The organism is Sandaracinobacter sp. T42 (assembly GCF_059115405.1).
The window spans coordinates 1,357,936-1,383,928 of record NZ_CM181101.1 but is presented as its reverse complement, the minus strand read 5'-3'; the positions used below and the strand labels follow the sequence as shown (position 1 = coordinate 1,383,928).

24 protein-coding genes are annotated in these 25,993 nt (G+C 66.8%); 4 read left to right on the top strand and 20 right to left on the bottom strand.

Annotated elements, in window-relative coordinates:
* Window positions 1–73 precede the first annotated feature (73 nt).
* Window positions 74–1,843, top strand: a complete 1,770-nt coding sequence (locus ACW9TV_RS06655; RefSeq protein WP_494302726.1) for a hypothetical protein — start codon at window positions 74–76, stop codon at window positions 1,841–1,843.
* A 219-nt stretch (window positions 1,844–2,062) separates the two neighbouring features.
* Here ACW9TV_RS06655 and rpoN read toward each other — a convergent pair whose 3' ends face one another.
* The 14 genes from rpoN to ACW9TV_RS06585 form a co-directional block, all read right to left on the bottom strand.
* Window positions 2,063–3,547 carry an RNA polymerase factor sigma-54 gene (gene rpoN / locus ACW9TV_RS06650; protein WP_494302725.1) on the bottom strand — a complete coding sequence of 495 codons (1,485 nt, stop codon included), beginning with the start codon at window positions 3,545–3,547 and terminating at the stop codon, window positions 2,063–2,065.
* Window positions 3,548–3,555: 8 nt separating this feature from the next.
* On the bottom strand, window positions 3,556–4,335 hold the full coding sequence (gene lptB / locus ACW9TV_RS06645) for an LPS export ABC transporter ATP-binding protein (protein WP_494305049.1): 780 nt from the start codon (window positions 4,333–4,335) through the stop codon (window positions 3,556–3,558).
* Window positions 4,336–4,592: 257 nt separating this feature from the next.
* Window positions 4,593–6,005, bottom strand: a complete 1,413-nt coding sequence (glnA, locus tag ACW9TV_RS06640) for a type I glutamate--ammonia ligase (RefSeq protein ID WP_494302724.1) — start codon at window positions 6,003–6,005, stop codon at window positions 4,593–4,595.
* A gap of 46 nt (window positions 6,006–6,051) precedes the next feature.
* The gene (locus ACW9TV_RS06635) at window positions 6,052–6,390 is read right to left on the bottom strand and encodes a P-II family nitrogen regulator (protein ID WP_494302723.1); all 339 of its coding nucleotides are present in this window, start codon (window positions 6,388–6,390) and stop codon (window positions 6,052–6,054) included.
* A 174-nt stretch (window positions 6,391–6,564) separates the two neighbouring features.
* Complete coding sequence (locus ACW9TV_RS06630) at window positions 6,565–8,379, bottom strand: monovalent cation:proton antiporter-2 (CPA2) family protein (protein WP_494302722.1); 1,815 nt, start codon at window positions 8,377–8,379, stop codon at window positions 6,565–6,567.
* Between the two features lie 2 nt (window positions 8,380–8,381).
* Complete coding sequence (locus tag ACW9TV_RS06625) at window positions 8,382–8,840, bottom strand: iron-sulfur cluster assembly scaffold protein (protein ID WP_494302721.1); 459 nt, start codon at window positions 8,838–8,840, stop codon at window positions 8,382–8,384.
* Between the two features lie 22 nt (window positions 8,841–8,862).
* Window positions 8,863–9,630, bottom strand: coding sequence for a polysaccharide deacetylase family protein (locus ACW9TV_RS06620; RefSeq protein WP_494302720.1), 768 nt, complete (start codon window positions 9,628–9,630; stop codon window positions 8,863–8,865).
* Window positions 9,631–9,632: 2 nt separating this feature from the next.
* A complete protein-coding gene (locus ACW9TV_RS06615) occupies window positions 9,633–9,929 on the bottom strand; it encodes an alkylphosphonate utilization protein (RefSeq protein WP_494302719.1) in 297 nt (98 codons plus the stop codon).
* Window position 9,930: 1 nt separating this feature from the next.
* The gene (gene cysS, locus ACW9TV_RS06610) at window positions 9,931–11,232 is read right to left on the bottom strand and encodes a cysteine--tRNA ligase (protein ID WP_494302718.1); all 1,302 of its coding nucleotides are present in this window, start codon (window positions 11,230–11,232) and stop codon (window positions 9,931–9,933) included.
* Window positions 11,232–11,939, bottom strand: coding sequence for a CvpA family protein (locus ACW9TV_RS06605; RefSeq protein WP_494302717.1), 708 nt, complete (start codon window positions 11,937–11,939; stop codon window positions 11,232–11,234). Before ACW9TV_RS06605 ends, cysS begins: the two co-directional genes overlap by 1 nt.
* Window positions 11,940–11,949: 10 nt before the next feature.
* Window positions 11,950–13,320, bottom strand: a complete 1,371-nt coding sequence (gene radA, locus ACW9TV_RS06600; RefSeq protein WP_494302716.1) for a DNA repair protein RadA — start codon at window positions 13,318–13,320, stop codon at window positions 11,950–11,952.
* A gap of 51 nt (window positions 13,321–13,371) precedes the next feature.
* Entirely contained in the window at window positions 13,372–14,559 is a 1,188-nt protein-coding gene (locus ACW9TV_RS06595; protein WP_494302715.1) for a DUF445 domain-containing protein, read from the bottom strand.
* Window positions 14,560–14,614: 55 nt separating this feature from the next.
* A complete protein-coding gene (locus ACW9TV_RS06590) occupies window positions 14,615–17,782 on the bottom strand; it encodes an efflux RND transporter permease subunit (RefSeq protein ID WP_494302714.1) in 3,168 nt (1,055 codons plus the stop codon).
* A gap of 12 nt (window positions 17,783–17,794) precedes the next feature.
* Window positions 17,795–18,994, bottom strand: coding sequence for an efflux RND transporter periplasmic adaptor subunit (locus tag ACW9TV_RS06585; RefSeq protein WP_494302713.1), 1,200 nt, complete (start codon window positions 18,992–18,994; stop codon window positions 17,795–17,797).
* A gap of 301 nt (window positions 18,995–19,295) precedes the next feature.
* Here ACW9TV_RS06585 and ACW9TV_RS06580 point away from each other — a divergent pair, with 301 nt between their 5' ends.
* Both ACW9TV_RS06580 and ACW9TV_RS06575 read left to right on the top strand, forming a co-directional pair.
* A complete protein-coding gene (locus ACW9TV_RS06580; protein ID WP_494302712.1) occupies window positions 19,296–19,553 on the top strand; it encodes a GlsB/YeaQ/YmgE family stress response membrane protein in 258 nt (85 codons plus the stop codon).
* Between the two features lie 93 nt (window positions 19,554–19,646).
* Complete coding sequence (locus ACW9TV_RS06575) at window positions 19,647–20,342, top strand: SIMPL domain-containing protein (protein WP_494302711.1); 696 nt, start codon at window positions 19,647–19,649, stop codon at window positions 20,340–20,342.
* 4 nt (window positions 20,343–20,346) lie between these two features.
* On the opposite strand, the gene ACW9TV_RS06570 is transcribed toward ACW9TV_RS06575, so the two are convergent.
* From ACW9TV_RS06570 to hemA, 6 genes are all read right to left on the bottom strand, one after another.
* Window positions 20,347–20,862 (bottom strand): hypothetical protein, encoded by a 516-nt coding sequence (locus ACW9TV_RS06570; RefSeq protein ID WP_494302710.1) that lies wholly within the window; start codon window positions 20,860–20,862, stop codon window positions 20,347–20,349.
* Window positions 20,863–20,947: 85 nt separating this feature from the next.
* Complete coding sequence (gene nrdR / locus ACW9TV_RS06565; protein WP_494302709.1) at window positions 20,948–21,421, bottom strand: transcriptional regulator NrdR; 474 nt, start codon at window positions 21,419–21,421, stop codon at window positions 20,948–20,950.
* Complete coding sequence (locus ACW9TV_RS06560; RefSeq protein ID WP_494302708.1) at window positions 21,421–22,017, bottom strand: hypothetical protein; 597 nt, start codon at window positions 22,015–22,017, stop codon at window positions 21,421–21,423. The genes nrdR and ACW9TV_RS06560 overlap by 1 nt, the downstream gene beginning before the upstream one ends.
* 14 nt (window positions 22,018–22,031) lie before the next feature.
* On the bottom strand, window positions 22,032–23,336 hold the full coding sequence (gene glyA, locus ACW9TV_RS06555) for a serine hydroxymethyltransferase (protein WP_494302707.1): 1,305 nt from the start codon (window positions 23,334–23,336) through the stop codon (window positions 22,032–22,034).
* Between the two features lie 10 nt (window positions 23,337–23,346).
* Window positions 23,347–23,775 (bottom strand): ribose 5-phosphate isomerase B, encoded by a 429-nt coding sequence (rpiB, locus tag ACW9TV_RS06550; protein WP_494302706.1) that lies wholly within the window; start codon window positions 23,773–23,775, stop codon window positions 23,347–23,349.
* Between the two features lie 169 nt (window positions 23,776–23,944).
* Window positions 23,945–25,162 carry a 5-aminolevulinate synthase gene (gene hemA, locus ACW9TV_RS06545; protein ID WP_494302705.1) on the bottom strand — a complete coding sequence of 406 codons (1,218 nt, stop codon included), beginning with the start codon at window positions 25,160–25,162 and terminating at the stop codon, window positions 23,945–23,947.
* 119 nt (window positions 25,163–25,281) lie between these two features.
* Here hemA and queC point away from each other — a divergent pair, with 119 nt between their 5' ends.
* Entirely contained in the window at window positions 25,282–25,989 is a 708-nt protein-coding gene (gene queC, locus ACW9TV_RS06540; protein ID WP_494302704.1) for a 7-cyano-7-deazaguanine synthase QueC, read from the top strand.
* The last annotated feature ends 4 nt before the right edge of the window (window positions 25,990–25,993 follow it).

The following is a 25,993-nucleotide window of genomic DNA, read 5'->3' as shown; positions in this document are numbered from 1 at the left end:
GCCCGGCCATTGAGCAGATCCCGACCTTCTGGCACACTGCACCCGGCTTTGCTGTTTCCGGGGGGAAAACGCCATGTCGCTGCAATCGGGATTCCTGCTGCGCGCCACCCTGTTGATGGGCGCGGGACTGGCCGCTGTCGGCTCCACACCGGAACCGTCGATATCGTCCGCCATGGATCCGTCGCTCGCGGCCGGATCATTATGCGGACAGAAACGGGCGGGGATGAACCCGGCGCGGGCGTTGCTGGCGGCGGCCGCCGTGGCGGCGCCGGCGAGCAGTGCGCTGGCGATGCCGCTCTATCCCGATCTCACGAAATCACTCTTCCCGCTGACCACCGCCAGCGCCGGGGCGCGGCAATGGTTCTCGCAGGGGTTGCTGCTGTCCTACGGCTTCAACCATGCGGGCGCGGTCGCCTCGTTCCGCAAGGCGCAGCAACTGGATCCCGGCTGCGCGATGTGCTGGTGGGGCGAAGCGGCGGCGCTGGGGCCGAACATCAATGCACCGATGGACGATCGCGACCGGGCGGCCGCGCTGGCGGCGCTGGACAGGGCCGTGGCGCTGAAATCGAAGGCATCCCCCCTAGAGCGGGCGCTGATCGAGGCGCTGGCGACCCGCTATTCCCGGGACGAGAAGGCAGATCGGGCCGCACTGGACGGCGCCTATGCCGACGCCATGCTGGATGTCGCCAAACGCTTCCCCGCCGATGATGATGTGGCGGTGCTGACGGCCGAGGCGGTGATGGACACCAGCCCCTGGAATTACTGGGAAGCCGATCGCAAGACCCCCGTCGGCCGCAGCGGTGAGGCGGTGCGGCTGCTGGAAGGCGTACTGGCGCGCAACCCCGGCCATGTGCAGGCGGCGCACCTGTATATCCACATGCTGGAGGCAAGCGATCCGAAGCGGGCCGAAGCGGCCGCCGACCGGCTGGCGGGCTCTGCCGTGCCGAGTGCGGCGCATCTGGTGCACATGCCCGCCCATGCCTGGTACGGGCTGGGCCGCTACCGGGAGTCCATCCGGGTGAATTTGGCGGCCGCGCGGGCGGACGAGGCGTTCATCAACGCCACCGGGGATCGCGGGCTCGTCCGCTATGGCTATTATCCGCACAATATCCATTTCATCGTGACGTCGGCGCAGATGGCGGGCGACATGAACACCGCCATCCGCGAGGCGCAGCGGCTTCGCTCGGTGATGGACGTGGATACGTCCGCCACCATCGGCTGGGTGCAGGCCATCGATGCGGCCCCCTTCCTGGCGATGGCGCAGTTCGCGACGCCGGCGGAGATCCTGGCGATGCCCGCGCCGGACGCGCGGCTGCCCTATGCCAACGCCATGCGGCACTATGCCCGCGCGGTGGCCCATGCCGGAGATCGGAACGCCAAGGGATTCGAGACGGAGATGGCGGCGCTGGCCGCGCTGAAATCCGATCCGGGCGTGAAGGCGCTGGTGGATCAGGCGATCCCCGTGCCCGATCTGATCGCGGTGGCGGAGGATGTGGCGCGCGGGCGGCGCGCAATGGCCGAGGGCCGGTTCCGGGACGCCGCCGCCCGCTTCCGCGCCGCGGCGGAGACCGAAGCGAAGATCGGCTACATGGAGCCACCCTTCTGGTATTATCCGGTGCGCCAGTCCCTGGGTGCGGCGCTGTATCTGGCAGGCGACGCGGACGGCGCGAGCGAAGCCTTCCGCGCCGCACTGGTGCAATCCCCCAACAATGGCTGGGCGCTGTTCGGGCTAGCGAAGAGCGAGGCGGCGGCCGGGCACAAGGCGGAATCAGCCGCCGCGCTGGCGGCCTTCGAAAAGGCCTGGGCTGGCGACAAGGGCTGGCTGAAGATGGAGCGGCTTTAATCGCGGGGCCAAGCGCGCTCCGAGGCGCCTTCGCGCCTGTCACGCCGGCAGCGACACAACAGCGCTGCACCCCTTGCGAGAGCGCGAATACCATATTGGTTGTTCCACGTGGAACATTGCCCTACACTTTGGAATCAATGGGTTGGCGCCCTACAGTGTAGGATTTGTTGGGAATGTTCCACGGCCCCGCCGGGATGAAGGGAGGGCCCGGCCGAACCCTCAGGCCGCGCGAACCAGTGCGCGGCGGCGGCGATCGAAGCTGGAGGGGATGTTCATGGCTTCGCGGTATTTGGTGACGGTGCGGCGGGCGAGATCGTAGCCGTCGCGTTTCAGGGCTTCGACCAGCTTGTCGTCTGACAGGGGTTTCAGCGGCTCTTCGGCGTCGATCAGGGCTTTCAGGCGCTGGCGGACGGCTTCGGCGGAGGCGTCCGTACCGCCGTCTGCGCTGTGGATCGCGGTCGTGAAGAAATATTTCAGTTCGAACACCCCGCGGTCGCAGGCCAGATACTTGTTGCTGGTGACGCGGCTGACGGTGGATTCATGCATTTCGATGGTGTCGGCGATCTGGCGCAGCGTGAGCGGCTTCAGGTGGGCGACGCCATGTTCGAAAAAGGCCTGCTGTTCCTCGACTAGGGCAATTGCGACCTTCATGATGGTGCTGGCGCGCTGATCCAGCGCCTTCATCAGCCAGCTGGCCTGGCTGAGGCAGCTTTCAAGGAACTGGCGTTCGGGCTTGGCGCGGGCGGCGGGGCGGCCGGTGGCATGGGCAGCAATGCGGGCCTGATACTGGCGATTGACGATCAGACGCGGAAGGGTGCTGCTGTTCAGCTCCACGGTCCATCCGCCGCGGGCGGCGCGGCGGACGAAGATGTCGGGCACGATGGCGAGCGTGCCGCCGCCGCCGTAGGCGAGGCCTGGCTTCGGATTGTAGCTGCGCAGTTCGCGCAGCATGTCAGCCAGATCCTCTGCATCGACGTTGCACAGGCGGCGAAGCTGGGCGAGATCGCCGCGGGCGACGAGTTCGAGATTGTCGATGAGGGCGGCCATGCAGGGATCGTAGCGATCCGCTTCCTTCGCCTGCAGGGCGATGCATTCGGCAAGGCTGCGGGCGCCGACCCCTGTGGGTTCGAAGCCCTGCACGATGCCCAGCGCGCGTTCGACCTGCGCTTCCGCGATGCCCAGACGCTGGGCGATTTCATGACAGCTTTCGCCAAGGTAGCCGGCTTCATCGATAAGCGAGATGATGTGCAGCACGACGGGCCGGATGGCCGGCGCGATGCCCATTGCCTGGCGTTCGAGATGTTCGATCAGGGTGATTTCATCTGCGGCGACCTGATCGAAGCTGAAATCCTCGCCCGGATCCGCCGGTCGACCGCTGTCCGCGACGCTGTCGTGGTGGAAGCGTTCCTCCACATAGTCCACGTCGAGGTCGTCGCCATTGTGGGCGTTGCCTTCGGCGGCGAGCTGGGTGTCCATCTCTGCCGGATCGTTGCTGACGGGAACGATCGGTTCATCGGACGGGTCTGGTGTGCTGCCATCGCCTTCGTCGGCCATTTCCAGCAGGGGGTTGCGTTCGAGTTCGGAGGCGATTTCCGCCTGCAGTTCCAGATTGGAGAGGGTGAGCAGCTTGATCGCCGCCTGCAGCTGCGGCGAGATGACCAGCGTTTGGCTGGTGCGCAGATCAAGGCGGGGCCCCAGCGCCATGGACGCCCCTAGAGGCTGAAATCCTCGCCGAGGTAGACCCGGCGGACGGTTTCATCGCGGACGAGCGCATCCGGCGTGCCTTCGAACAGCACCCGGCCATCATAGATGATGCAGGCGCGATCGACGATCTCGAGCGTTTCGCGGACGTTGTGATCGGTGATCAGCACGCCGATGTCGCGATCCTTCAGATGGCTGACGAGGGTGCGGATATCGGCGATGGAGATGGGATCGATGCCGGCAAAGGGTTCATCCAGCAGCATGATGGAAGGGCTGGCCGCGAGCGCGCGGGCGATTTCGCAGCGGCGACGTTCGCCGCCCGACAGCGCCATGGCCGGCGCGGCGCGCAGGCGGCCGATGTTGAATTCGCCCAGCAGCTGTTCGAGACGCGCGGCGCGGGCGGCTGGATCGGGCTCGGAGACTTCGAGCACGGCGGAAATGTTCTCCTCGACCGAGAGGCCGCGGAAGATCGAGGTTTCCTGGGGCAGATAGCCGAGGCCGAGCGCGGCGCGGCGATACATGGGAAGCCGCGTGATATCGACGCCATCCAGCAGGATGCGCCCCTGATCCGGCGCGGCGAGGCCCATGATGGAATAGAAGCAGGTGGTTTTCCCGGCGCCGTTGGGGCCGAGAAGGCCGACGACCTCCCCCCGGTTCACGCTGAGCGAGACATCGCGCAGAACCACGCGCTTGTCGTAGGATTTGCCGATCGACACGACCGCGAGGCCCGCATCGCCCGGCCGCTGCGCCGCGCGGGGTTGGGTTTCAGCATCAGCTGCAAGCGTTGCCAGAGGTCGACCCTTTCATGTCTTGTGATCATGCGCCAGTTCGCGGAACAGTTGGCCCGAAACTTGCTGGCAGGAAACTACCGGTTCGCACGGGGCTGTTCAAGGCGCACGGCGGTTAATGCCTCCGAATTGGCGGATTTGTCCAAGGGTCTCGGGCGGAGGCTCTCGGGCGGCATCGAAAAGGGGCGAGCGCATCGAAGCGCCCGCCCCGTTCGAACCGGGGCCGGGGCACAGGGGCCCCGGCCTTGCAGGCCCTGCGATCAGTAGCTGTAGTACATGTCGAACTCGACGGGGCTGGGCGTCATTTCCCAACGGGCCACATCTTCCATCTTCAGTTCGATGTAGCTGTCGATCTGCTCGTCGGTGAACACGCCGCCCTTGGTGAAGACGGCCCGGCCCTTGTCCAGCGCGGCGAGCGCTTCGCGCAGCGAACCACACACGGTCGGCACCTTCTTCAGCTCCTTCGGCGGCAGATCGTACAGGTTCTTGTCCATCGCGGCGCCGGGGTGGATCTTGTTCTCGATCCCGTCGAGGCCGGCCATCACCAGCGCCGAATAGGCGAGATAGGGGTTCGCCATGGCATCCGGGAAGCGCACTTCCACCCGGCGGGATTTCGCGCCCGAGCCATAGGGGATGCGGCACGAGGCCGAGCGGTTGCGGCTGGAGTAGGCCAGCAGAACCGGTGCCTCGTAGCCCGGCACCAGCCGCTTGTAGCTGTTGGTGGTGGGATTGGTGAAGGCGTTGCAGGCCCTGGCGTGCTTGATAATGCCGCCGATGAAGTAGAGCGCGGTATCGCTGAGGCCGGCATAGCCCTCGCCCGCGAACAGGGGCTTGCCCTTGTTCCAGATCGACAGGTGGGTGTGCATGCCCGAGCCATTATCTTCCTTGATGGGCTTGGGCATGAAGGTCGCCGTCTTGCCATAGGCCTGGGCGACCATGTGCACGACATATTTGTAGATTTGCATCCGGTCCGCCGTCTGCACCAGCGTGCCGAACTCGAGGCCGAGTTCGTGCTGGGCGGCGGCGACTTCATGGTGGTGCTTGTCGCACGGGAGGCCCATGTCCAGCATGGTCTGCACCATTTCGGCGCGGATATCGGTGGCCGAATCCACCGGCGCCACGGGGAAATAGCCGCCCTTGGCGCGCGGACGGTGGCCGAGGTTGCCTTCCTCGTAGCTGCGGCCGGTGTTCGTCGGCAGCTCGATGTCGTCCAGGCTGTAGAAGCTGGTGTTGTAGGCCTGGCCGAACTTCACGTCATCGAACATGAAGAATTCGGCTTCCGGGCCGACATAGACGGTGTCGCCGATGCCGGTGCCCTTCAGATAGGCTTCGGCGCGCTTCGCGGTGGAGCGCGGATCGCGGCTGTAGAGTTCCCCCGTGGAGGGCTCGACGACGTCGCAGAAGAGCACGCCCATCGGCGTGGCGCTGAACGGATCGATGTAGAAGGCGTCCAGATCCGGCTTCAGGATCATGTCGCTCTCGTTGATGGCCTTCCAGCCGGCGATCGACGAGCCGTCGAACATGAAGCCTTCTTCGAGATTGTCTTCGTCGATGACGCGCTTCGCCATCGTCAGGTGCTGCCACTTGCCCTTGGGATCGGTGAAGCGGAGGTCGATCCACTCGATCTCCTTGTCCTTGATCAGCTTCAGGATGTCGCTCGGCTTGGTACCCATTTGTGTCCTCGCTAGGTTGAATCAGGGCTGTGAGAATGCGGCCGCGTCAGATCGCGTCGAGATCGGTTTCCCCGGTGCGGATGCGGATGGCCTTGTCGATCGTGGAAACGAAGATCTTCCCGTCGCCGATACGGCCGGTGCGGGCGGCAGTCGCGATCGCTTCCACCACGCGATCGACCTGGCCGTCGTCCACAACCACTTCCAGCCGCACCTTGGGCAGGAAATCGACGATATATTCGGCGCCGCGATAGAGTTCGGTATGCCCCTTCTGGCGGCCGAAGCCCTTGGCTTCCGTCACGGTGATGCCCGACACGCCGATGTCGTGCAGGGCCTCCTTCACTTCATCGAGCTTGAACGGCTTGATGATCGCTTCCACCTTCTTCATGATTCCGGATCGCTCCCATGATGCCGGGACGCACGGCCCCGCTTCCCCAAAGCCCTGCAATTGGTGTGCCAACTGCAGCTTGCACGTGAAGGCCGCAGATTTGGTCCGCATTCTGCCCAATTTGGCGGCAGTTTGCTGAAATTTGGGGCAATCAGGCGCCGAAATCCGCCCGGATCAGCGCGCATCCGCCTCGACAGGGGGGATTTCGCCCAGAGACGTATCCGGCGCTTCCGGCTTCCAGCCGATACCGGGGCGGAAGATGGTGTCGCGCCCGGCCATGATGTCGCCGGACGCCATCTGCAGCGCCAGCCGTTCCTGATCGCGGCGGACATATTCCTCGGTGATGGCGTCGATCCTCTCTTCCGAGGTGCCCAGTTCCCGCAGGGCCAGGCGGCCGACCTCGATGGCGCTGTGGAAGAGTTCGCGCACGGCAAGATCGATGTCGGCAGCGACGAGACGCATGTAGTGCAGCCTGTCGTGCGCGCGGACCAGGATGCGCAGGTGCGGAAAGGCGTTGCGCACGGCATCCAGCCGGTGCGGTTCCCACGCGCCGCCCGACGTGACGATCAGCAGCCGGGCGTGGCTGGCCCCGGCGGCGCGCAGCACGTCGGGGCGGAAGCCGTCGCCATAATAGACCTTCCAGCCGAACCGTTTCGATTGCTCGATCTGGTCGGGCTTGGTGTCGATCAGAACCACGTCCAGCCCACGCGCATGCAGGATCTGCGTGACGATCTGGCCGAAGCGGCCATAGCCCAGCACGATCACGCTGCCGGGCCCGCCGGGTTCGGGGCCGTCCAGATCCTCGCGCGTGGTCTGCTGAGCCCGCAGACCGGCGAAGCGCCTGTAAAGGGACAGCAGCAGCAGCGAGCCGAGCATGGACAGCGTGACGACCGCCGTGAACAGCGATGCGGCATCGGGATGGATCAGCAGCCCCGCCACCGCCGAGGCGAGCAGCACGAAGGCGAATTCCCCGCCTTCGCTGAGGAGCAGGCCCATGGGGAGTGCCCGATCCCAGGGCGTACCGAAGGCCCGGGCCAGCAGCGAGATCACGACCGTTTTCACCAGCAGCAGCGCGAACACCAGCATCAGCACCTGGCCCGGATTGCGCAGCACCACGCTGATATCGAGGGTCATCCCGACGGCCAGGAAGAACAGGCCCAGCAGCAGGCCGCGGAAGGGCTCGATATCGGCCTCGAGCTCGTGCCGGTAGGGGCTGTCCGCCAGCATCACGCCCGCGATGAAGGCCCCGAGCGCCATCGACAGCCCGAAGCTGGCCATCAGGTAGGAGGCGCCCAGCACGGTGAGGAGCGCGGCGATGACGAAGATGTCGCGGGTGCCGACCTGCCCGAACAGCCGCATCGCCGGGTTCAGCACATAGCGGCCCGCCAGCACCAGCGCGAGGATGGTGCCGATGCTGATCACCACCTGCGTCAGCCCTTCGGGCGCATCCGGATTGGGCGCGCGGCTGAGCGCGGACACGACGATGAGAAGCGGGACGATCGCCAGATCCTGCAGCAGCAGGATGGAGAAGGTCCGTTCCCCTTCGCGCGTGTTCAGCTGACCCTTTTCCTGCAGATACTGCACCACCAGCGCCGTGGAGGAGAGCGCGAGCGACAGGCCGACGACCAGGGCCGACTGCCATGTCAGCGCCGTGAGCAGCAGCAGCATGCCCGCCAGCGCGAGCCCGGTGACGACAACCTGCGCCGTGCCAAGCCCGAAGATGTCGCGCCTGAGCGCCCAGAGCCGCGCGGGCTGGAGTTCCAGCCCGATCACGAACAGCAGCAGCACGATGCCATATTCGCCGAAGGCAAGCACATCGCCCGTGTCATCGATCAGGCCGAACCCGGACGGCCCGATCATCAGCCCGGCCGTGAGGTAGCCAAGCACCGCGCCGAGCTTGAAGCGGCTGAACAGCGGGACCATCACGGCGGCCGCCGCCAGGAAGATCACGGCATCCCTGAGTGCAGTGGTATCGGCAACGCCCGCCATGATCAGTCCTGCGCGGCCAGCGCGGCCAGCGCGGCCATGTCCGCTGCGGCGGCGCTCGCCTCGAAAGCGAGGAGGATTGCGGGATGCCGGGCCGGGTGCGCGCGGGCCGGTTCGAACAGGGCGAGTTCGGGGAAGCGCGCGGCGAGCGGGGCGGGCAGAGCCCCTTCCCCCTTCAGCCATTCCTTCAGCAGGGCATGCGCCTGCGCGAGGCCTTCGGCCGTTTCGCCCAGCACATGGCGGCCCAGGATCGCGGCAGAGGCCTGGCCCAGGGCACAGGCGCGCACTTCCTGCCCGAATTCGGCGACACGACCTTCGGGATCGAGGGAGAGGGTGACGGTGACGCGGCTGCCGCAGACGGGCGAGGTGCGCCGGGCCGTCGCCTGCGGCGCGGCGAGCGGCGCCGCATGGGGTATGGAAGCCGCGAGCCGCAGGATTTCCGCGTTGTAGAGGGGGGCATCCATCGCCCCGGTTATAGGTAGCGCCTCAAGGGTTGGTAAAGGCCGCCCGATAGCGGGGGGCCAGAAAGTTGCGCAGGGGGCCTGCATCCAGCGTGATTTCATACACCGCTTCCGACCAGGGGCCGGCTTCATAGGGGGGCACCAGCACGCGGAACGTGCCGATCCCGCCATCCCCCTGCGGCACGATCGGATAGGCGGCCGGATCGGGGCAGTCGCTGAACCCAGCCAGCGCCTGACCCTGCCGGCGTGACGCGCGCTCCGCATCGAGCGCCTTGCAGAAGGCGGGCTTCAGCGCGGCCATCGCGGCGGCGGGATCGTTGAAGAGTTCGGCAAAGCCGATGCGCCGGCCCGCCCCGCGATCCCATATCACGGATCGCAGCACGATATTGCCATGCGCCCCGCCCGTGAAGCTGTACTGGCGGGCGGAAAAAGCCAGCAGCAGATCGGTCTCTGCCTCAGGCTGCCAGCGTTCCAGCCACTCCGTCTGATAGGGGGGGCGGCCGGGCGGCGGCGTCCGTGAAACTTCATCGGCCTGGCGCATGGCCTTCTGCCGCTCGGCCAGAGCTTCGGTGCGCATGTCAGTGACGAGCTTCGGTTCCAGCGCGGCTTCGGGCGCCAGCGACCAGCGAAAGCGCAGCGCGGGCGATTCATAGCGGACGAGAAGGTCGGTCGCGGGTTGCTCCGGCTCTGCGGCGGGCGGCGGGCCGGCGGGGGTGCCGCCAAGGGGCTGCGCCGATGCGGGGGCCGCCAGCAGCAGGGCCGCGGCCAGAAGCGGGCGTGCGGGGAGGCCCACCGTCAGCGCTTCCGCACGAATTCGGCGCGCAGCACCAGGCCCTTGATGCCGTCGAAGCGGCAGTCGATCTCCTGATCGTCGCCCGTCAGGCGAATGGAGCGGATCACGGTGCCGACTTTCAGGGTCTGCCCCGCGCCCTTCACCTTCAGATCCTTCACCAGCACGACGGAATCGCCATCGGCCAGCAGGTTGCCGACGGCATCGCGCACCTCGACAGCGACCGCGGCCTTTGCGGCGGCTTCGGCGGCCGGGATCCATTCGCCGGTGGCTTCATCATAGACATAGTCGTCGTCGGACATTTCAGGCCTTTCGCCAGCTGGTCGTGCCGTCTTTCGCGACGGAGAGTTCGATGCCCTGCCCTTTCAGCGCGTCGCGGATGGAATCGGCCGCGGCCCAGTCCTTCGCGGCGCGGGCCTGCCGGTAGCGGGCGAGATCGGCTTCGATGGCGGCGGCGTCGGCGCCGGCGGTGAACCAGCGTTCAGGGTCGGCGGTTCCGAAGCCGAGCAGTCCGGCCCCGTCCGGGAAGGTTGCCAGCGCCTCTGGCGTGTTGAGATCATCGTAAAGCGCGGCGGGCGCATCCGGCGAACCGGCCCCGCCTTCCGCCTTGCGGCGATAGAGCCGGTCCAGCTTGGCCCTGGACTGTTCCAGCAGCGCGTCGTCCCATTTCAGCGGCTGGCGATAGTGGGCGGACAGCAGCGCGAGGCGCAGCACCTCGCCATTCCAGCCCGCCTCCAGCAGTTCGCCGGGCGTGACGATGTTGCCCAGCGACTTGGACATCTTCGTTTCGCCCATCGTCAGGAAGCCGTTGTGCATCCAGATGCGGGCCAGTTCCGCGCCGCCATGGGCGCAGCAGCTTTGGGCGCGTTCATTTTCGTGGTGGGGGAATTGCAGATCCAGCCCGCCGCCGTGGATGTCGATCGTGTCGGTTTCGAGCACGCTGCGGATCATGGCGGAGCATTCGATGTGCCAGCCGGGGCGGCCGCGGCCCCAGGGGCTGTCCCAGCCGGGCTGATCCGGCGTGCTGGGTTTCCACAGCACGAAATCGCCGGGGCTGCGCTTGTAGGGGGCCACTTCCACGCGGGCGCCGGCGATCATCTCGTCCATGGAGCGCTTTGAAAGTTCGCCGTAGCGATCGAAGGTGGCGACCTCGAACAGCACATGGCCGTCCGCCGCATAGGCGTGGCCGCGCGCGATCAGGGCCGCGATCATCGCGATCATGCCATGGTCGCCGGCGATATGTTCGGTGGCGCGCGGGTTGAAATCGGGCTTCAGGCAGCCCAGCGCCGCCATGTCGGCGAAATAATGGGCCTCGAACTCGGCCGCGACGGCCTGGGGACTGCGGTTTTCGGCCACCGCCTTCGCCATGATCTTGTCGTCGATGTCGGTGATGTTGCGGGCATAGCGGACATTTTCGGGGCCGTGCACATGCCGGAGCAGGCGGTAGAGCGTGTCGAACACCACGGCGGGCCGGGCGTTGCCGATGTGCGCGCGGCCATAGACGGTGGGGCCGCAGACATAGAGGGTGATCGGCTTGCCCGGTTCCGGCGTGCGGAGCGGCTTCTTCGTGCGGCTGAGCGTGTCGTAGAGGCGGATTGCGGGCATCAGATATCGACCTGGTCGCCGGATTTCGCGCCTTCGTTCAGCAGTTCGTCCAGCGCGCGCCGGTCTTCCCGGCTGTAGCCGCCCTCCGGTTCTGTCGGGGCGCCGAATTCGGGGTCGATTTCCGGGTGACCCGGCGGCAAGGCGCCCGGCGGCGGCACGAGGCCCGGCGGCAGTTCGAAACCGCGGCTTTCGGCCTTTTCATCCTGAAGTTCGTGCACCCAGCCCACCATCGCATCGGCGCTGAGACCGAGCAGGGGCGCCGTCCGGCTTTCCATCAGCCAGTCCGGCAGCTGCTGATCGGGATCGAACAGGCCGGTGGCGAATTGCGCGAGCAGGAACATGACCGACCCCAGGATCAGGCCCTTGAGCGCCCCGAAGCCCAGGCCCAGCAGACGATCCATCGGCCCAAGCACGCTGCGCTTGGCAAGGCCGCCGGCCGCGCCCGCGATCAGCCGGGCGACAATCACCGTGCCAAAGAACAGCAGGAGGAAGGCGATGATCGCGCCGGACGCTTCCCCGCCGACCTTCGGCGCCAGCCAGAAGGTGACGGGCTGGTGGAACATGCGAACCGCCACGATGCCCAGGATCCATCCCGCGAGGCTGAGCGCTTCCTGCGTGAAGCCGCGCAGAAGGCCCACGATGGCGAGAAGCCCGACGAGGGAAACGACGACCCAGTCGAAGCCGGTGAACTGATCCACGATATCCATGGCCTGCCGCCTAGGCCCCCGCCTTGATCCGGTCAACGAGAGCCGCGACCGACGCGACGGACACGGCCTTCAGGCTGCCCACGCCGGACACGCCGGGTGGAACAAGCGCGCGGGTGAACCCCAGCTTTTCCGCTTCCTTCAGGCGGAGCGCGGGGTGGGCCGTCGGCCGCACCTCGCCCGAAAGCGCGATTTCCCCGAAGGCGAGCGCATCGCCCGGAACGGGAAGATCCAGCAGCGCCGAGACGAGGGCGGCGGCAACCGCCAGATCGGCCGCCGGATCCACCACGCGAAGGCCGCCGGCCACGTTCAGATAGACTTCCGCCCCGCCGAACCCGAGGCCCGCGCGCGCTTCCAGCACGGCGAGGATCATGGCGAGACGCGAACTGTCCCACCCGACCACCGCCCGGCGCGGCGTGGCGCCGCTTGGAAGCCGGACGGTCAGCGCCTGAAGTTCCACCAGCACCGGGCGCGTGCCTTCAAGCGCGGGAAACACCACCGCACCGGCCACGGCCTTCTCGCGCTGGGTGAGGAACAGGCTGGAGGGATTCTTCACTTCGGCAAGGCCGTCGGATTCCATCGCGAACACGCCGATCTCGTCGGTGCCGCCGAAGCGGTTCTTCACCGCGCGCAACACCCGATACTGGTGCCGCCCCTCCCCTTCGAAATAGAGGACGGCATCCACCATATGTTCCAGCACGCGGGGGCCCGCGATCTGGCCGTCCTTGGTGACATGGCCAACCAGAATGAGGGCGGTGCCAGAGGTTTTCGCCCAGCTGATCAGCTCCAGGCTGGCTGCACGCACCTGGCTGACGGTACCCGGCGCGCCTTCCAGCTGATCGCTGTGCATCGTCTGGATCGAATCGATCACCAGCAGGGTCGGCGCCGCGCCCTGCCCCATGGTGGTCAGGATATCGCGCACCGATGTGGCCGCCGCGAGTTGCACCGGCGCATCCGCCAACCCCAGCCGCCGGGCGCGCAGCCGCACCTGATCGGCCGCCTCCTCGCCCGAGACATAGGCGACGTGGTGCCCGGCGCGCGCCATCCGGCCCGCCGCCTGCAGCAGCAGGGTGGACTTGCCGATGCCGGGATCGCCGCCGATCAGCACGGCCGAGCCGGGGACCAGTCCGCCACCCAGCGCGCGATCCAGTTCGGCAAAGCCCGTCGGCAGGCGCTTCGGCAGCTCGATCGCGGCATCCAGCGGCTGCATCTGAAGGACGCGGCCGCCTGTTTTCAGGCTGTGTTTCTGAGCGAAGGGCGTGACGGCGGCGGCGGCTTCCTGTTGCAGGGTGTTCCATTCGCCGCAGTCAGGGCATTGCCCCATCCATTTCGGGGCCACGCTGCCGCAGGCCTGGCACACATAACGCGTCTGGGGTTTCGCCATGCGGAGAGGATCTAGGGGGTTCGTGCGCGCAAGGGAATGGCGCTTGCCCGTTCAGGCCGCGCCGAAGAGCATCAGCGCGGCATGGAGCGCAAGGCCGATGAGGCCGCCGATGAGGGTGCCGTTGAGGCGGATATACTGCAGGTCGCGCAGGACCGCGCCTTCCAGCCGGTCCGTGATGGTGGCGGCATCCCAACCCTTCACGGTTTCGGACACCAGCTTCACGATGTTGTCGCCATGATCCGCGACCGTGCCGACGACGGCGCGGCGGGCGAGCTGGTTCACGGCGCCGGACAGCTGCGGATCGTCGCGCAGGGAGCGGGCCATGGCTTCGCCGATCTCGCTGAAGCCATCGCCCTGGGCCATGTTCAGCAGCCCTTCCTTCGCGCGGGCCCAAAGGCCTTCCAGCCAGTCCGCCACGGCGGGGTTGGAGAGGAGCTCCCGCTTGACCCGTTCCACCCTGGCCTTGGTTTCGGGCATGTGCTGGAGATCGAACGCGAGGTTGGCCAGCGCCCGGTCCGCCCGTTCGCGCAAGGGGTGGCCGGGATCGGCGGCCAGATCGGCGAACAGGCCGCGCAGGCCGTTCACCAGTTCGTTTGCGATGCGTTCATCCACATTCACCAGCCTGAGAACCCAGCTGGTGCGTTCCTCCACCATGGCGCGGATCAGGCCCTCCTGGCTGTCGAGCGCGTCGTTCGCCCAGTTGATCAGCTGATCGATCACAGGCCGGTGGCGGCCATCCGCGATCATGGCATCCAGCATCCGGCCCAGCAGGGGTGACACTTCGAGTTCGCGCAGCCGCTGGCTGGCGCCCTCCTGCAACCGCTGCATCACCGCGCCCGCCGCCGGGGTTTCCGCCAGTTGCCCGATCAGGCGCGAGACGCCGCGCCGCACCCGGCCGCCCGATGCGGGGCGCTCCAGAACACCGGCGAGGGCGTTGGCGGCATCGAAGCCATCCAGCCGGCGCGCGACGTTCGACGGGGTGAGGAAGTTGTCTTTCAGGAAGACGGCGAGGGCATCGCCGATCCTGTCCTTCGATTTCGGGATGATGGCCGTGTGCGGAATCGGCACGCCCATCGGGTGCCGGAACAGCGCGGTGACGGCGAACCAGTCGGCAAGGCCGCCCACCAGCGCCGCTTCCGCGAAGGCCTGCACCCACACGAACTGCGGATGCAGATGGGCCATCGCCCAGGTGGAGGCCGCCAGCAGGGCCGCCATCAGCACGAGCAGGCCCGTCGCCACCCGTCTCAGGCGGAGGCCCTGCTCCAGCCGCGCCGACGGCTGCTGTTCCTTTGCGTCACTCGGCAGCTTGCGGCCCCGCAGCCGGCGTCTGCGCCGGTTCCGAACCGGCCTCGCCGCCATTGGTGAAGAGGCGCTTGAACAACGGCCCCAGCTTCTGTTCCACATCGTCGGCGAGGGTGAAGGCCGCCGGCACGATCACCAGCGTCAGCACGGTGGACAAGAGCAGCCCGCCGATCACGGCGATCGCCATGGGGGCGCGGAAGCTGGAATCCCCGTGGATGCCAAGGGCCACCGGCAGCATCCCGGCGGTCATGGCGACGGTTGTCATCACGATCGGCTGGGCGCGCTTGTGGCCGGCATCCAGGATCGCCGTTTCGCGGTCCACGCCGTGGCGCATTTCCTCGATGGCGAAATCGACCAGGAGGATCGAGTTCTTGGCGACGATGCCCAGCAGCATCAGCAGGCCGATATAGACCGGCATTGTCACGGCGTGACCCGTGAGGATAAGCGCGATGACGGCCCCCAGCGGGGCCAGCAGCAGCGAGCCCATGTTCACGAACGGCGGCAGGATGCGCCGGTAGAGCAGCACGAGCACCGCGAACACCAGCATCACGCCCGACACAATGGCCACCATGAAGCCGGTGACGAGCTCTTCCATGACCTCGGCCTGGCCCTGCTTCACCTCCTGCACACCCGCGGGCAGGTTCTTCATCGTCGGCAGTTCACGAACGGCCTTCAGCCCGTCTCCGAACTCGACTCCGTTGAGATCTGCCTCGAGCGCGATGCGCCGGCTCTGGTTGTAGCGGCGGATGCGGGTGGGGCCGGCGCCGAAGCTGATGTCGGCCACCACCTTCAGCGGCACGAAGCCGCCGGATGCGGTCGGAACCGGCAGGTTCGACAGCATGTCGATGTCAGCGCGGGCATTTTCGACGAGGCTGACGCGGATCGGCACCTGCCGGTCGGACAGCGAGAATTTCGCCATGTTCTGCTCGATGTCGCCCAGCGTCGCGATGCGGATCGTCTGCGACAGGGTGCTGGCCGTGACGCCCAGCTGGGCGGCCACGTCGAATTTCGGCCGGATCAGGATCTCGGGCCGTTCGATGTCGCCATTGATGCGGGCATCGCGCAGCACCTTCAGGCCCTGCATTTCCTTTTCCAGCTTTCGGGCCGTCTGATCGAGGAGGACGGGGTCATCGCCCGCCAGCATGATCACCATGTCGCGCCCGTTGAAGCCGCCGTTCATCGACGCGAAGTTGATCCGCGCATCGGGGATGCCCATCAGCTGCGGGGCGACGCGGCGTTCGAACTCCTTCGTGGTGACGTCGCGATCCTTCGCGTCCACGAGGTTGATGTAGATATTGGCGCGGCGGACATCGCCATCGTCGCCGATATATTCGAAGGCCTGCTTCACTTCCGGCTGCTGCTTCAGCAGCGCATTCACCTGATCGACGACATGCGTCGTGTCCTGAAGCGTCACGCCGGGCGCCAGCTCGATCTGGATCTGGGAAGAGCCGAAGTCGCCGTCGGGCTGGAAACCCTGGGGCATCTGCATGAACAGGAAGATGGTGAGGAAGAAGGACGCGAAGCCGAGGCCGACGACCGTGAGCGGACGCGCATGTGCTTCGATCTGGCCCCAGAACCGGCTGAGAAAACCGCCATGACGCTTCTGCGGCTCGCGGTGGACCGTCCAGGCCAGCAGCTTCATGTAGCGCTGCATCCAGGGCCCTTCACCATGCGCCCTCTCGCCATGGGGCTTCAGGAAATAGGCCGCGATCAGCGGCGTGATCAGCCGCGCGACGAGCAGCGACATGAACACCGCGATCGAAACCGTCAGGCCGAACTGCTTGAAATACTGCCCCGGAATGCCGGGCATGAAGGCGACCGGCAGGAAGACGGCGATGATCGAGAAGGTGGTTGCGACCACCGCCATGCCGATCTCGTCCGCGGCGTCGAGCGAGGCTTGGTAGGGCGACTTGCCCATTCGCATATGGCGGACGATGTTCTCGATCTCAACGATGGCATCATCGACCAGAATCCCCGCGACAAGGCTGAGCGCGAGCAGGCTGATGGTGTTGAGCGTGAAGCCCAGCATGTCCATAAACCAGAAGGTCGGGATCGCGCTCAAGGGGATGGCGAGCGCGGAGATGATGGTGGCGCGCCAGTCACGCAGGAACAGGAACACCACGATGACGGCGAGAAGGGCCCCTTCCCACATCGCCTGCATGGCGCTGCTGTATTCCATCTTGGTGTATTTGACGGTGGTGAACAGCTCGTCGAAGGTGACGCCGGGGAACTGCTTTTCCAGTTCCTCCAGCTTGGCGTTCATGCGGTCGTAGACTTCGACGTCTGATGCGCCCTTGGCCTTGAAGATGCCGAAGCTGGTGACCTGCCGGCCGTTCAGCCGGGCGATGGCGCGTTGTTCGGATGCGCCGTCGCGCACCTCGGCCACGTCGCCCAGGCGGATGTCGCGGCCGCCGGCGATGGCGATGCGGGTTTCCGAAAGCTGCTGCGCCGTGCGGGCGCCGCCCAGCACGCGGACCGCCTGTTCGGATCCGGAAATCTCTGTCCGGCCGCCGGGGGCATCCAGATTCAGCTGGCGAAGCTGGCTGTTCACCTGCGCCGCCGTGATGCCATAGGATTGCAGGCGCGCCGGATCGAGGTTGACGCGGATTTCGCGGCTGACGCCGCCGCCCCGGCTGACCTGGGCGACGCCCGGAATGGAGGTGAGCGCCTTGGCGACGTTGTTGTCCACGAACCAGCTGAGCTGTTCCAGCGTCATCGAGGTGGAGCTGACAGCCATGTAGGCGATCACGCCGCCTTCGATTTCCACCCGCTTCACCTGCGGCTCGAGGATGCCGTCCGGCAGGTCCGAGCGGACCTTCGTGACGGCATCGCGCACATCGTTCACGGCACGGTCCACGGGGGTGCCCAGGTGGAACTCCACGCTGGTGACGCTGGACCCTTCCTGCACGAAGGAACTGATGCTCTTCACATTGCCGATGCCCGCAACCGCGCCTTCGACGCGCTGGGTCACCTGGGTTTCGATTTCCGGCGGGGCGCCGCCCGGCTGGCTGACGATCACCTGCACCATCGGCACCGAGATGTCGGGCATCTGGGTGATCTTCATCTGGAAGAAGCTGAGGACGCCGACAGCCGTCAGCAGCACGAAGAGCATGATCGGCGGAATCGGGTTCCGGATCGACCAGCTGGAGATGTTGCGCATCGCGGAACGCTCCTAGCGGGCGGACTGGGCCGCTGGCGCGGCCAGCTTGGGCGTGACCTTTTCACCGGGATTCAGGAACGCGCCGGCGGACTGGACCACCCGTTCCGAACCGGAAAGGCCGGAGAGGATGGCCACGCCCCGGGATGTGACCTGCCCCGTGCTGACGGCGACGCGCTTCACGACATTGTTTGCGCCGACCACCATCACATAAGTGCCTTCGCGATCCGACAGCACCGCCGATTGCGGCAGCAGCGGCCGCTGCGCCTGCGCGCCTTCGATCACGACGGAGGCGAAACCGCCCGCCCGAAGTTCGTCCGCCCGGGGGAGCGCGATGCGCGCGACGCCCTGACGGCTTTGCGGATCGATCGCAGGTTCCAGCAGCCAGACGCTGCCGGCATAGCTGTTGCCCGAGCCAATCGGGTTCACGGTTGCGGCCTGCCCGACGGCGAGGCCGGGCATGTCCTGCTCGGCGACCTGGGCGCGCAGTTCGAGTTGGCCACCCGCGGCGACACGGTAGAGGGCGCCAGAGCCGGGCGAAACGATCTGGCCGGGTTCGACCATGCGCTGGAGCACGAGACCCGCTTCCGGCGCGCGGATGGCGAGGCGGTTCAGACGCTCCTGCATTTCGCGCACCTGCGCCTGCGCGACGCTGACGCGGGCGCGGGCGGAATCACGCGTGGCGGTCCGCCTGTCGATATCGGCCCTTGAGATGAAGCCGCGCGAAACCAGGGCCTGCGCCCGATCCAGTTCCGACTGGGCGAGGCGGGCGTCGGCCTCTGCCTGCACGACGGCGGCCTGCAGTTGCTGAAGCTGGGCACGCTGGACGGCGGAATCGATTTCGGCGAGCACCTGGCCCTTCGAGACATACTGGCCCGCTTCGACACGGATCGCCGAGATCATGCCGCCTTCGCCGGCGACGCCCACGGGCATGTCGCGGCGGGCGTGAATGGTGCCCGTTGCGGCCACACGGTCCGCAACGGCCGTTGTGCCGGGCACAAGCACGGTGACGGACGGGGGCGCTGCCGGCGGCGTGGACGGCTTGGGCGCATTCGCCTTCCAGACGAGGAAGCCAATGAAGGCCGCCACCACCAGCGCGGAGACGAGCACGATCAGCCGGGTGCGGCGGCGTTTCGCCTGCGTGTCTTCAAGGGATTCGATGGAGCCGCGCTCCAGCTGGGCCCGCACTTCGGGATCCTGAGGGGACAGATGCATGTTCATGCCGATACCAAGCCTTGTTGATTGGCAGGGGCGTCCACATGATGCGGCCTCCCCCGTATTTCAGGCCCTGCCGCTCCCCTCAAAGACAGCAGTGCCCCGCCCGACCCATTTCCGGATTGAACCGGATAACAGCTGCAAGCGCGGGCCTCATACACAAAGGGCGCGGCAGAATAAAGGCTGGATGTTGCGGGCAAGGGAAAAACACGCTGTCTCCATTGCAAAGTTGCAACGGCTGCGCGAGCATGCCGCAGGCCCCGGCCGCTGGCCTGGGCCGGCAACACATGGGGAGACTGCCATGGACTATTCAATTCTGGGCTGGATCGTGATCGGCCTGATCGCAGGTGCGCTGGCGAAATGGCTGTTTCCGGGGAAGGATCCGGGCGGTCTGATCGTCACCATTCTGATCGGCGTTGCCGGTGGTCTGCTGGGCGGCTTCCTCGCCAACTTCATCGGGATTGGAACCGGCGGAATGATCTGGAATCTGGTGCTGGCGACAGCGGGCGCCGTGCTGCTGCTGTGGATCTACCGGATGATCAGCAACCGGTCCGCCTGAACGGCAGCCGTCGGGGCGCTTCAGCCCTGCGAAAGGTGGGCCGGGCTTTGATCCGGCCCATCAGCGGCCCAGCCGCCTTATCGGGAGATCCGCATGAAACGCGCAAAACTGGCCGCTGCGATCGCCGCCGCAATGACGACCAGCGCGGCCGTTGCCCAACAGCAGCCCGCGACACTGAACCTGACAGCCACGGCAGAGGTGCAGGCCGCACCGGACATCGCCGGAATCGGCGCGGGCGTGGTGACACAGGCAGCCGAAGCGCAGGCGGCGCTGGCCGCCAACAGCGAGAAGATGGTGCGCGTGATCGCCGCCCTGAAGAAGGCGGGCGTTGCCGACCGCGACATCCAGACCAGCGGGCTGAACCTGCAGCCGCAGTTCCGCTATGAACAGAATCAGCCACCTGTGCTGACGGGATTCCAGGCCTCCAACCGGGTGCAGGTGACGCTGCGCGACCTGAAGGCGGCCGGACGGGTAATCGACACGCTAGTGAAGGAAGGCGCGAACCAGATCGACGGGCCGGACTTCCGCGTGGCGGCCCCGGAGCCGCTGCTGGACAAGGCGCGGGCCGAAGCCGTGGCCAGGGCGCGGGCGCGGGCCGAGCTCTATGCCCAGGCGGCGGGGCTTCGGGTGGTGCGGATCACATCCATCAGCGAGGGGTTCGAGCAGCGCCCGCCGATGCCGATGCCGCGAATGGTTGCGGCCGAGGCGGCCGCCGCGCCGCCGGTTTCCCCCGGCGAAGTGGGACTGTCCGCGACGGTGAGCATGGCGTTCGAACTGGCGCCGCGCTGAACCCTCAGGATCCGGGGCTGACGAGAAGCTTCAAGGCCGGCCCCGGATTTCCGCTGATCTGGATCAGATGGTCCCCGGCCTGCAGGTCGAACTCCACCACCTTCTTCAGCGTTGTGCAGGGCGCCATATGTCCATGTCCGGCCGACGCGACCGGCTTTCCGTCCGTGCCGATCACGTCGATCCAGGCGGAGCCGGACAGGCCGACGCGCCATTTGCCTGCCCCCGGAATCCTCACGACAAGCAGCCCGGCATGGGCGTTGTCCACGGGGCGACTGCGCCCCGGCGCAATGGCGGGCGTGATTGCGGGCAGCAGGCGGATTTCGGCCGGAACGTCCAGCTCGATCCGCGCGGCGGCAGCGGCGGTCGCCCCGGCGGCAACGGCACGAGCCGGCTGGCCCCAAGTGGAAAAGGCCGGCGGAAGATTGCTGTCGGACACGGTGGCACACCGGGGCTCTGCGGCCAGCGCCGGAACCGACAGGAGGAAGCCAAGCCCAAGCATTGCAGCGCGAGATATCTTCATTCGCATGTCCTGGATCCTATCTAGCCCCCGACGATCGCAGAAACGATAGCGAGGCGCCCTGCCCCGCCCGGACATCCGGCAGGGTTCAGGCCGTCTCGCCCTTCAGGACGGTTTTCGAAAGACCGCCGACGAAGGTTTCGAAATCCCGGGCTTCGCGGAAATCCTTGTAGACGCTGGCGAAGCGGACGTAGGCGACCGGATCCAGCCGTTCCAGGCCCTGCATCACCAGCGCGCCGATCTGGCCGGCTTCGATCTCGCTTTCGCCCATGGCTTCCAACTGGCGCTGCACCGCGGAAACGAACCGTTCGATGCGGTCGGCATCGATTTCCCGCTTGCGGCAGGCGATCATCACGCTGTGGGCGAGCTTTTCGCGATCGAAGGGTTCCTTCTTGCCACTTTTCTTCACGACGATCAGTTCGCGAAGCTGGACCCGTTCGAAGGTGGTGAAGCGGGCGCCGCAGGCGGGGCATTGCCGCCGCCTGCGAATCGCGCTGCCGTCCTCTGTCGGCCGGCTGTCCTTCACCTGGCTGTCTTCGTGGTGGCAGAAGGGGCAGCGCATCAGTTCTTCTTGGACTTCTTGGCGAGCGTCGCGAGATAGCCGATGCCGCCGCCGACGACGGCGCCGATCAGCGGATTGAGGATCACAAGGCCCAGTGCAGCGCCGGCCGCCGTGCCCACACCGACGTTGCGGCCCAGCGGAGTCTGCCAGACCTTCTTCGCCTGCTGACCATATTCGCTGGCCATCGCCTTGTCCGCGAGATCGCCGGCGGCGTCGGCCACCTTCTTCCCGGCTTCGGTTTCCAGCGCCTTCTTCTGAAGGTCTGCGGCGGCGGCGGTGACCTTCTTGCCGGCATCGCTGTCCAGCGCCTTGCCGACAAGTTCCCCGGCCTTGTCGAAGACCTGTTCGGCCGTATCGACGACCTTCCTGCCGGTTTCGGATTCGGTGATCTTCGAGCCGGCTTCCAGCGCCTCGTCGACGAGCTTTTCCACCTTGTCGGGCGCGGGCTTCGCTTCGCGCGCGGGGCCGGCTTCGGGCTTCGGCCTGGCCGCGCGCGGCTTCGGCGGGGCCTTTTCGGCGGCGGGTTTCGCAGCCTTCGGCGCGGCGGCCTTCTTCGCGGGCTTCTTCGGGGCTTCTGGCGTATCCGGGTCGGTCATCTCAATCGATCCTTTCAGCCGTAGATGGGGAAGCGCGCGGTAAGCGCGGAGACGCGGGCGCGCACATCGGCCTCGACCTGGGCGTTGCCTTCCGCACCGTTGGCGGCGAGGCCATCCAGCACGTCCGCGATCATGTGGCCGATGGCTTCGAATTCGGCCGTGCCGAAGCCGCGCGTGGTGCCGGCCGGGCTGCCGACGCGGATGCCGCTGGTTTTCGTGGGCGGAAGCGGATCGAAAGGCACGCCATTCTTGTTGCAGGTGATGTGGCTGCGCTCAAGCGCCTCGTCCGCATCCTTGCCGGTGAGGCCCTTGGGGCGGAGATCGACGAGGGCGAGGTGGGTATCGGTGCCGCCCGCGACGATGTCGCAACCGCGCGCCTTCAGCGTGGCGGCGAGCACGCGGGCGTTATCCAGAACGGCCTGGGAATAGACCTTGAACGACGGATCCAGTGCTTCGCCGAAGGCGACCGCCTTGGCGGCGATCACATGCATCAGCGGCCCGCCCTGAAGGCCGGGGAACACCGCCGAATTCAGCTTCTTGCCGAGATCGGGATCGTTGGAGAGAATCATGCCGCCGCGCGGGCCGCGCAACGTCTTGTGCGTGGTGGTGGTGGTGACATGGGCGTGGGGCAGCGGCGAGGGGTGGAGCCCGGCCGCGACCAGCCCCGCGAAATGGGCCATATCGACGTGCAGGTATGCACCGACCTTGTCCGCGATGGCGCGGAAACGGGCGAAATCGATGTGGCGCGGATAGGCCGAGCCGCCGGCGATGATCAGCTTTGGCTGAACCTCGATCGCCTGCGCTTCCAGCGCGTCGTAATCGATGAGGTGGGTATCGGGGCGCACGCCATATTGCACGGCGTTGAACCATTTGCCCGATTGCGCGGCCTTCGCGCCATGGGTGAGGTGGCCGCCGGCATCGAGGCTCATCCCAAGGATGGTTTCGCCCGGCTTCACCAGCGCCATCATCACGGCGCCGTTCGCCTGCGCGCCGGAATGGGGCTGGACGTTGGCATATTCGCAACCGAACAGCAGGCGGGCGCGATCGATGGCCAGCTGTTCCACCTGATCGGAATATTCGCAGCCCTGATAATAGCGCTTGCCGGGATAGCCTTCGGCATATTTGTTGGTGAACACCGACCCCTGCGCTTCGAGGACGGCGCGGCTGACGATGTTTTCCGATGCGATCAGCTCGATCTGGTTCTGCTGCCGGCCGAGTTCACCCTTCACGGCGGCGGCGACGGCCGGATCGGCTTCGGCAAGGCTTGCGCCGAAGAAGCTGTTTCCGTTTGCGGAGGTCTGGGCGGGCCTTGCGCTCATTTGGGGGTCCTTAGCCGAGCTTGTCGCGGCGGGCCGCGTGGCGGCCGCCTTCGAACGGGGTTTCGAGGAAGGCGCGAAGGGCATCGCGCGCGGTTTCGACACCGGTGAGGCGGGCGCCGAAGGAAATCATGTTGGCGTCATTGTGCTGACGGCTGAGGCGGGCGCCGAGATTGTCGTGAACCAGCGCGCAGCGGGCGCCGGGGACGCGGTTCGCCGCGATGGAGATGCCGATGCCGGAGCCGCAGACGACGACGCCGAACGCCGCTTCTCCGCAAGCCACCCTTTCGGCGCAGGCGCGGCCGAAATCGGGGTAATCGACGGAGGTGACGGCGTCTGCCGCGCCGAGATCAAGGACTTCATGGCCGGCTGCGCGCAGATCATCCGCGAGGACGACCTTCAGCGGATAGCCCGCATGATCGGATGCAATTGCGATCTTCAACGGTGCGCGCCCCAAGTTCGGATGTGAATCGCAACCCCTTGTGGGGTACCGGCACCCCTATGCGCCATATGTAAGCGTTCGCCAAGATGCGGGCATGGCCTTCACGCTTCCGCCAGCGCCCGCGAAGGCGGACGGCGCCGCTTGCCGGATGCCGTCAAGCGGCCCCCGTTCAGGCGGCGGCGCGCAGTTCCAGCCGGCCCCAGATTTCCACGAGGGCCGCCACCAGTTCGCGCATCATGGCTTCGTCGTGCGCGGGGCCGGGGGTGAAGCGCAGGCGTTCGGTGCCGCGCGGAACGGTGGGGAAATTGATCGGCTGCACATAGACGCCATATTCGGCGAGCAGGATGTCGCTGATCTTCTTCGCCTTCACCGGGCAGCCCACCATCAGCGGCACGATGTGGCTGACGCTCTGCATCACGGGCAGGCCGGCTTCGGCCATCAGCTGCTTCAGCATGGCGGCGGATTTCTGCTGGCCCTCCCGCTCTTCGCAGGAGGCCTTCAGGTGGCGGACGCTGGCCAGCGCGCCGGCGACGAGCACCGGGCTGAGCGAGGTGGTGAAGATGAAGCCGGGGGCATAGCTGCGGATGCAGTCGATGATGGTCTGGTCTGCGGCGATGTAGCCGCCCATCACGCCGAAGGCCTTGCCCAGCGTGCCTTCGATGATGGTGATGCGCGAGGCGGCTTCGTCCCGGTCGGAGATGCCGCCGCCGCGGGGGCCGTACATGCCCACGGCATGCACTTCATCGAGGTAGGTGAGTGCGCCATATTTGTCCGCCAGGTCGCAGATGGCGTGGAGCGGGGCGATGTCCCCATCCATCGAATAGACGGATTCGAAGGCGATCAGCTTGGGCGCGGCCGGATCGGCGGCGGCAAGCAGTTCCTCGAGATGGGCGAGATCATTGTGCCGCCACACCTGCTTTTCGCAGCCGGAATGGCGGATGCCCGCGATCATCGAGGCGTGGTTCAGTTCATCGGAGAAGATGATGCAGCCCGGCAGCAGCTTGCCAAGCGTGCTGAGCGTCGCTTCGTTCGAGACATAGCCCGAGGTGAAGAGCAGCGCGCCTTCCTTGCCGTGGAGATCGGCCAGTTCGGCTTCGAGATCCAGATGGTAGTGCGTGTTGCCGCCGATGTTGCGGGTGCCGCCGGAACCGGCGCCGACATCGTGGAGGGCTTCCTCCATCGCGGCGATCACCTTGGGGTGCTGCCCCATGGCGAGATAATCATTCGAGCACCAGACGGTGATCGGCTTGGGGCCGTTGTGGCCCGCAAAGCAGCGGGCGTTGGGGAAGCCGCCCTTGTTGCGCAGGATATCGATGAAGACGCGATATCGCCCCTCCTCGTGAAGCCGCTCGATCGCGGCCTTGAAGATCTGGCTGTAGTCGACCACCTGGGTTCGCGCCTTTCCCGCACCAAAATCGCCTGCGCCCCTAATGGCAGGGGTGCAATCCGGCAAGCGTAGCAATGCCGCAGCCTTGCGTCTACAAACGTGGCTCTTGAGGATAATTGATGTCAGTCAACGAGATTCCAATAAGTGAACTGGCGGGGCGGCCCGTCGTGCTGCTGCTTTCGGGCGGGCTGGACAGCGCGACCTGCCTTGCCATGGCCAGCAATGCGGGCGCCAGGGTGCTGGCGCTGACCATCGACTACAACCAGCGGCACCGGCGCGAACTGGCGGCGGCCGATGCACTGGCCGCGCATTACCGGGTGGAGCGGCATATCCGACTGCCGCTGGACCTGCGCGGCTTCGGCGGATCGGCGCTGACGGCCGACATCGACGTGCCGAAAGAGGGCGTCCTGCCGGGCATCCCCATCACCTATGTGCCTGCGCGCAACACCATCTTCCTGTCTGTCGCGCTGGGCTGGGCGGAGGCGGCCGGCGGATCCGATCTGCTGATCGGGGTGAACGCGCTGGATTATTCCGGCTATCCGGATTGCCGCCCGGTGTTCGTGTCGGCATTCGAGACGATGGCGAACCTGGCGACGAAGGCGGGCGTGGAAGGGACGGCGCGGTATCGAGTGCACACGCCGCTGCTGCATCTTTCCAAGGCCGGGATCGTGGAAGCGGCGGCGAGGGCCGGGCTGGACATGGGGATGACCTGGTCCTGCTATGACCCGACGCCGGATGGCCTGCATTGTGGCCGCTGCGATTCCTGCCGGTTGCGGAAGAAGGGCTTCAGCGAAGCCGGCATCCCGGACCCGACGGCCTACGCGTGACGCC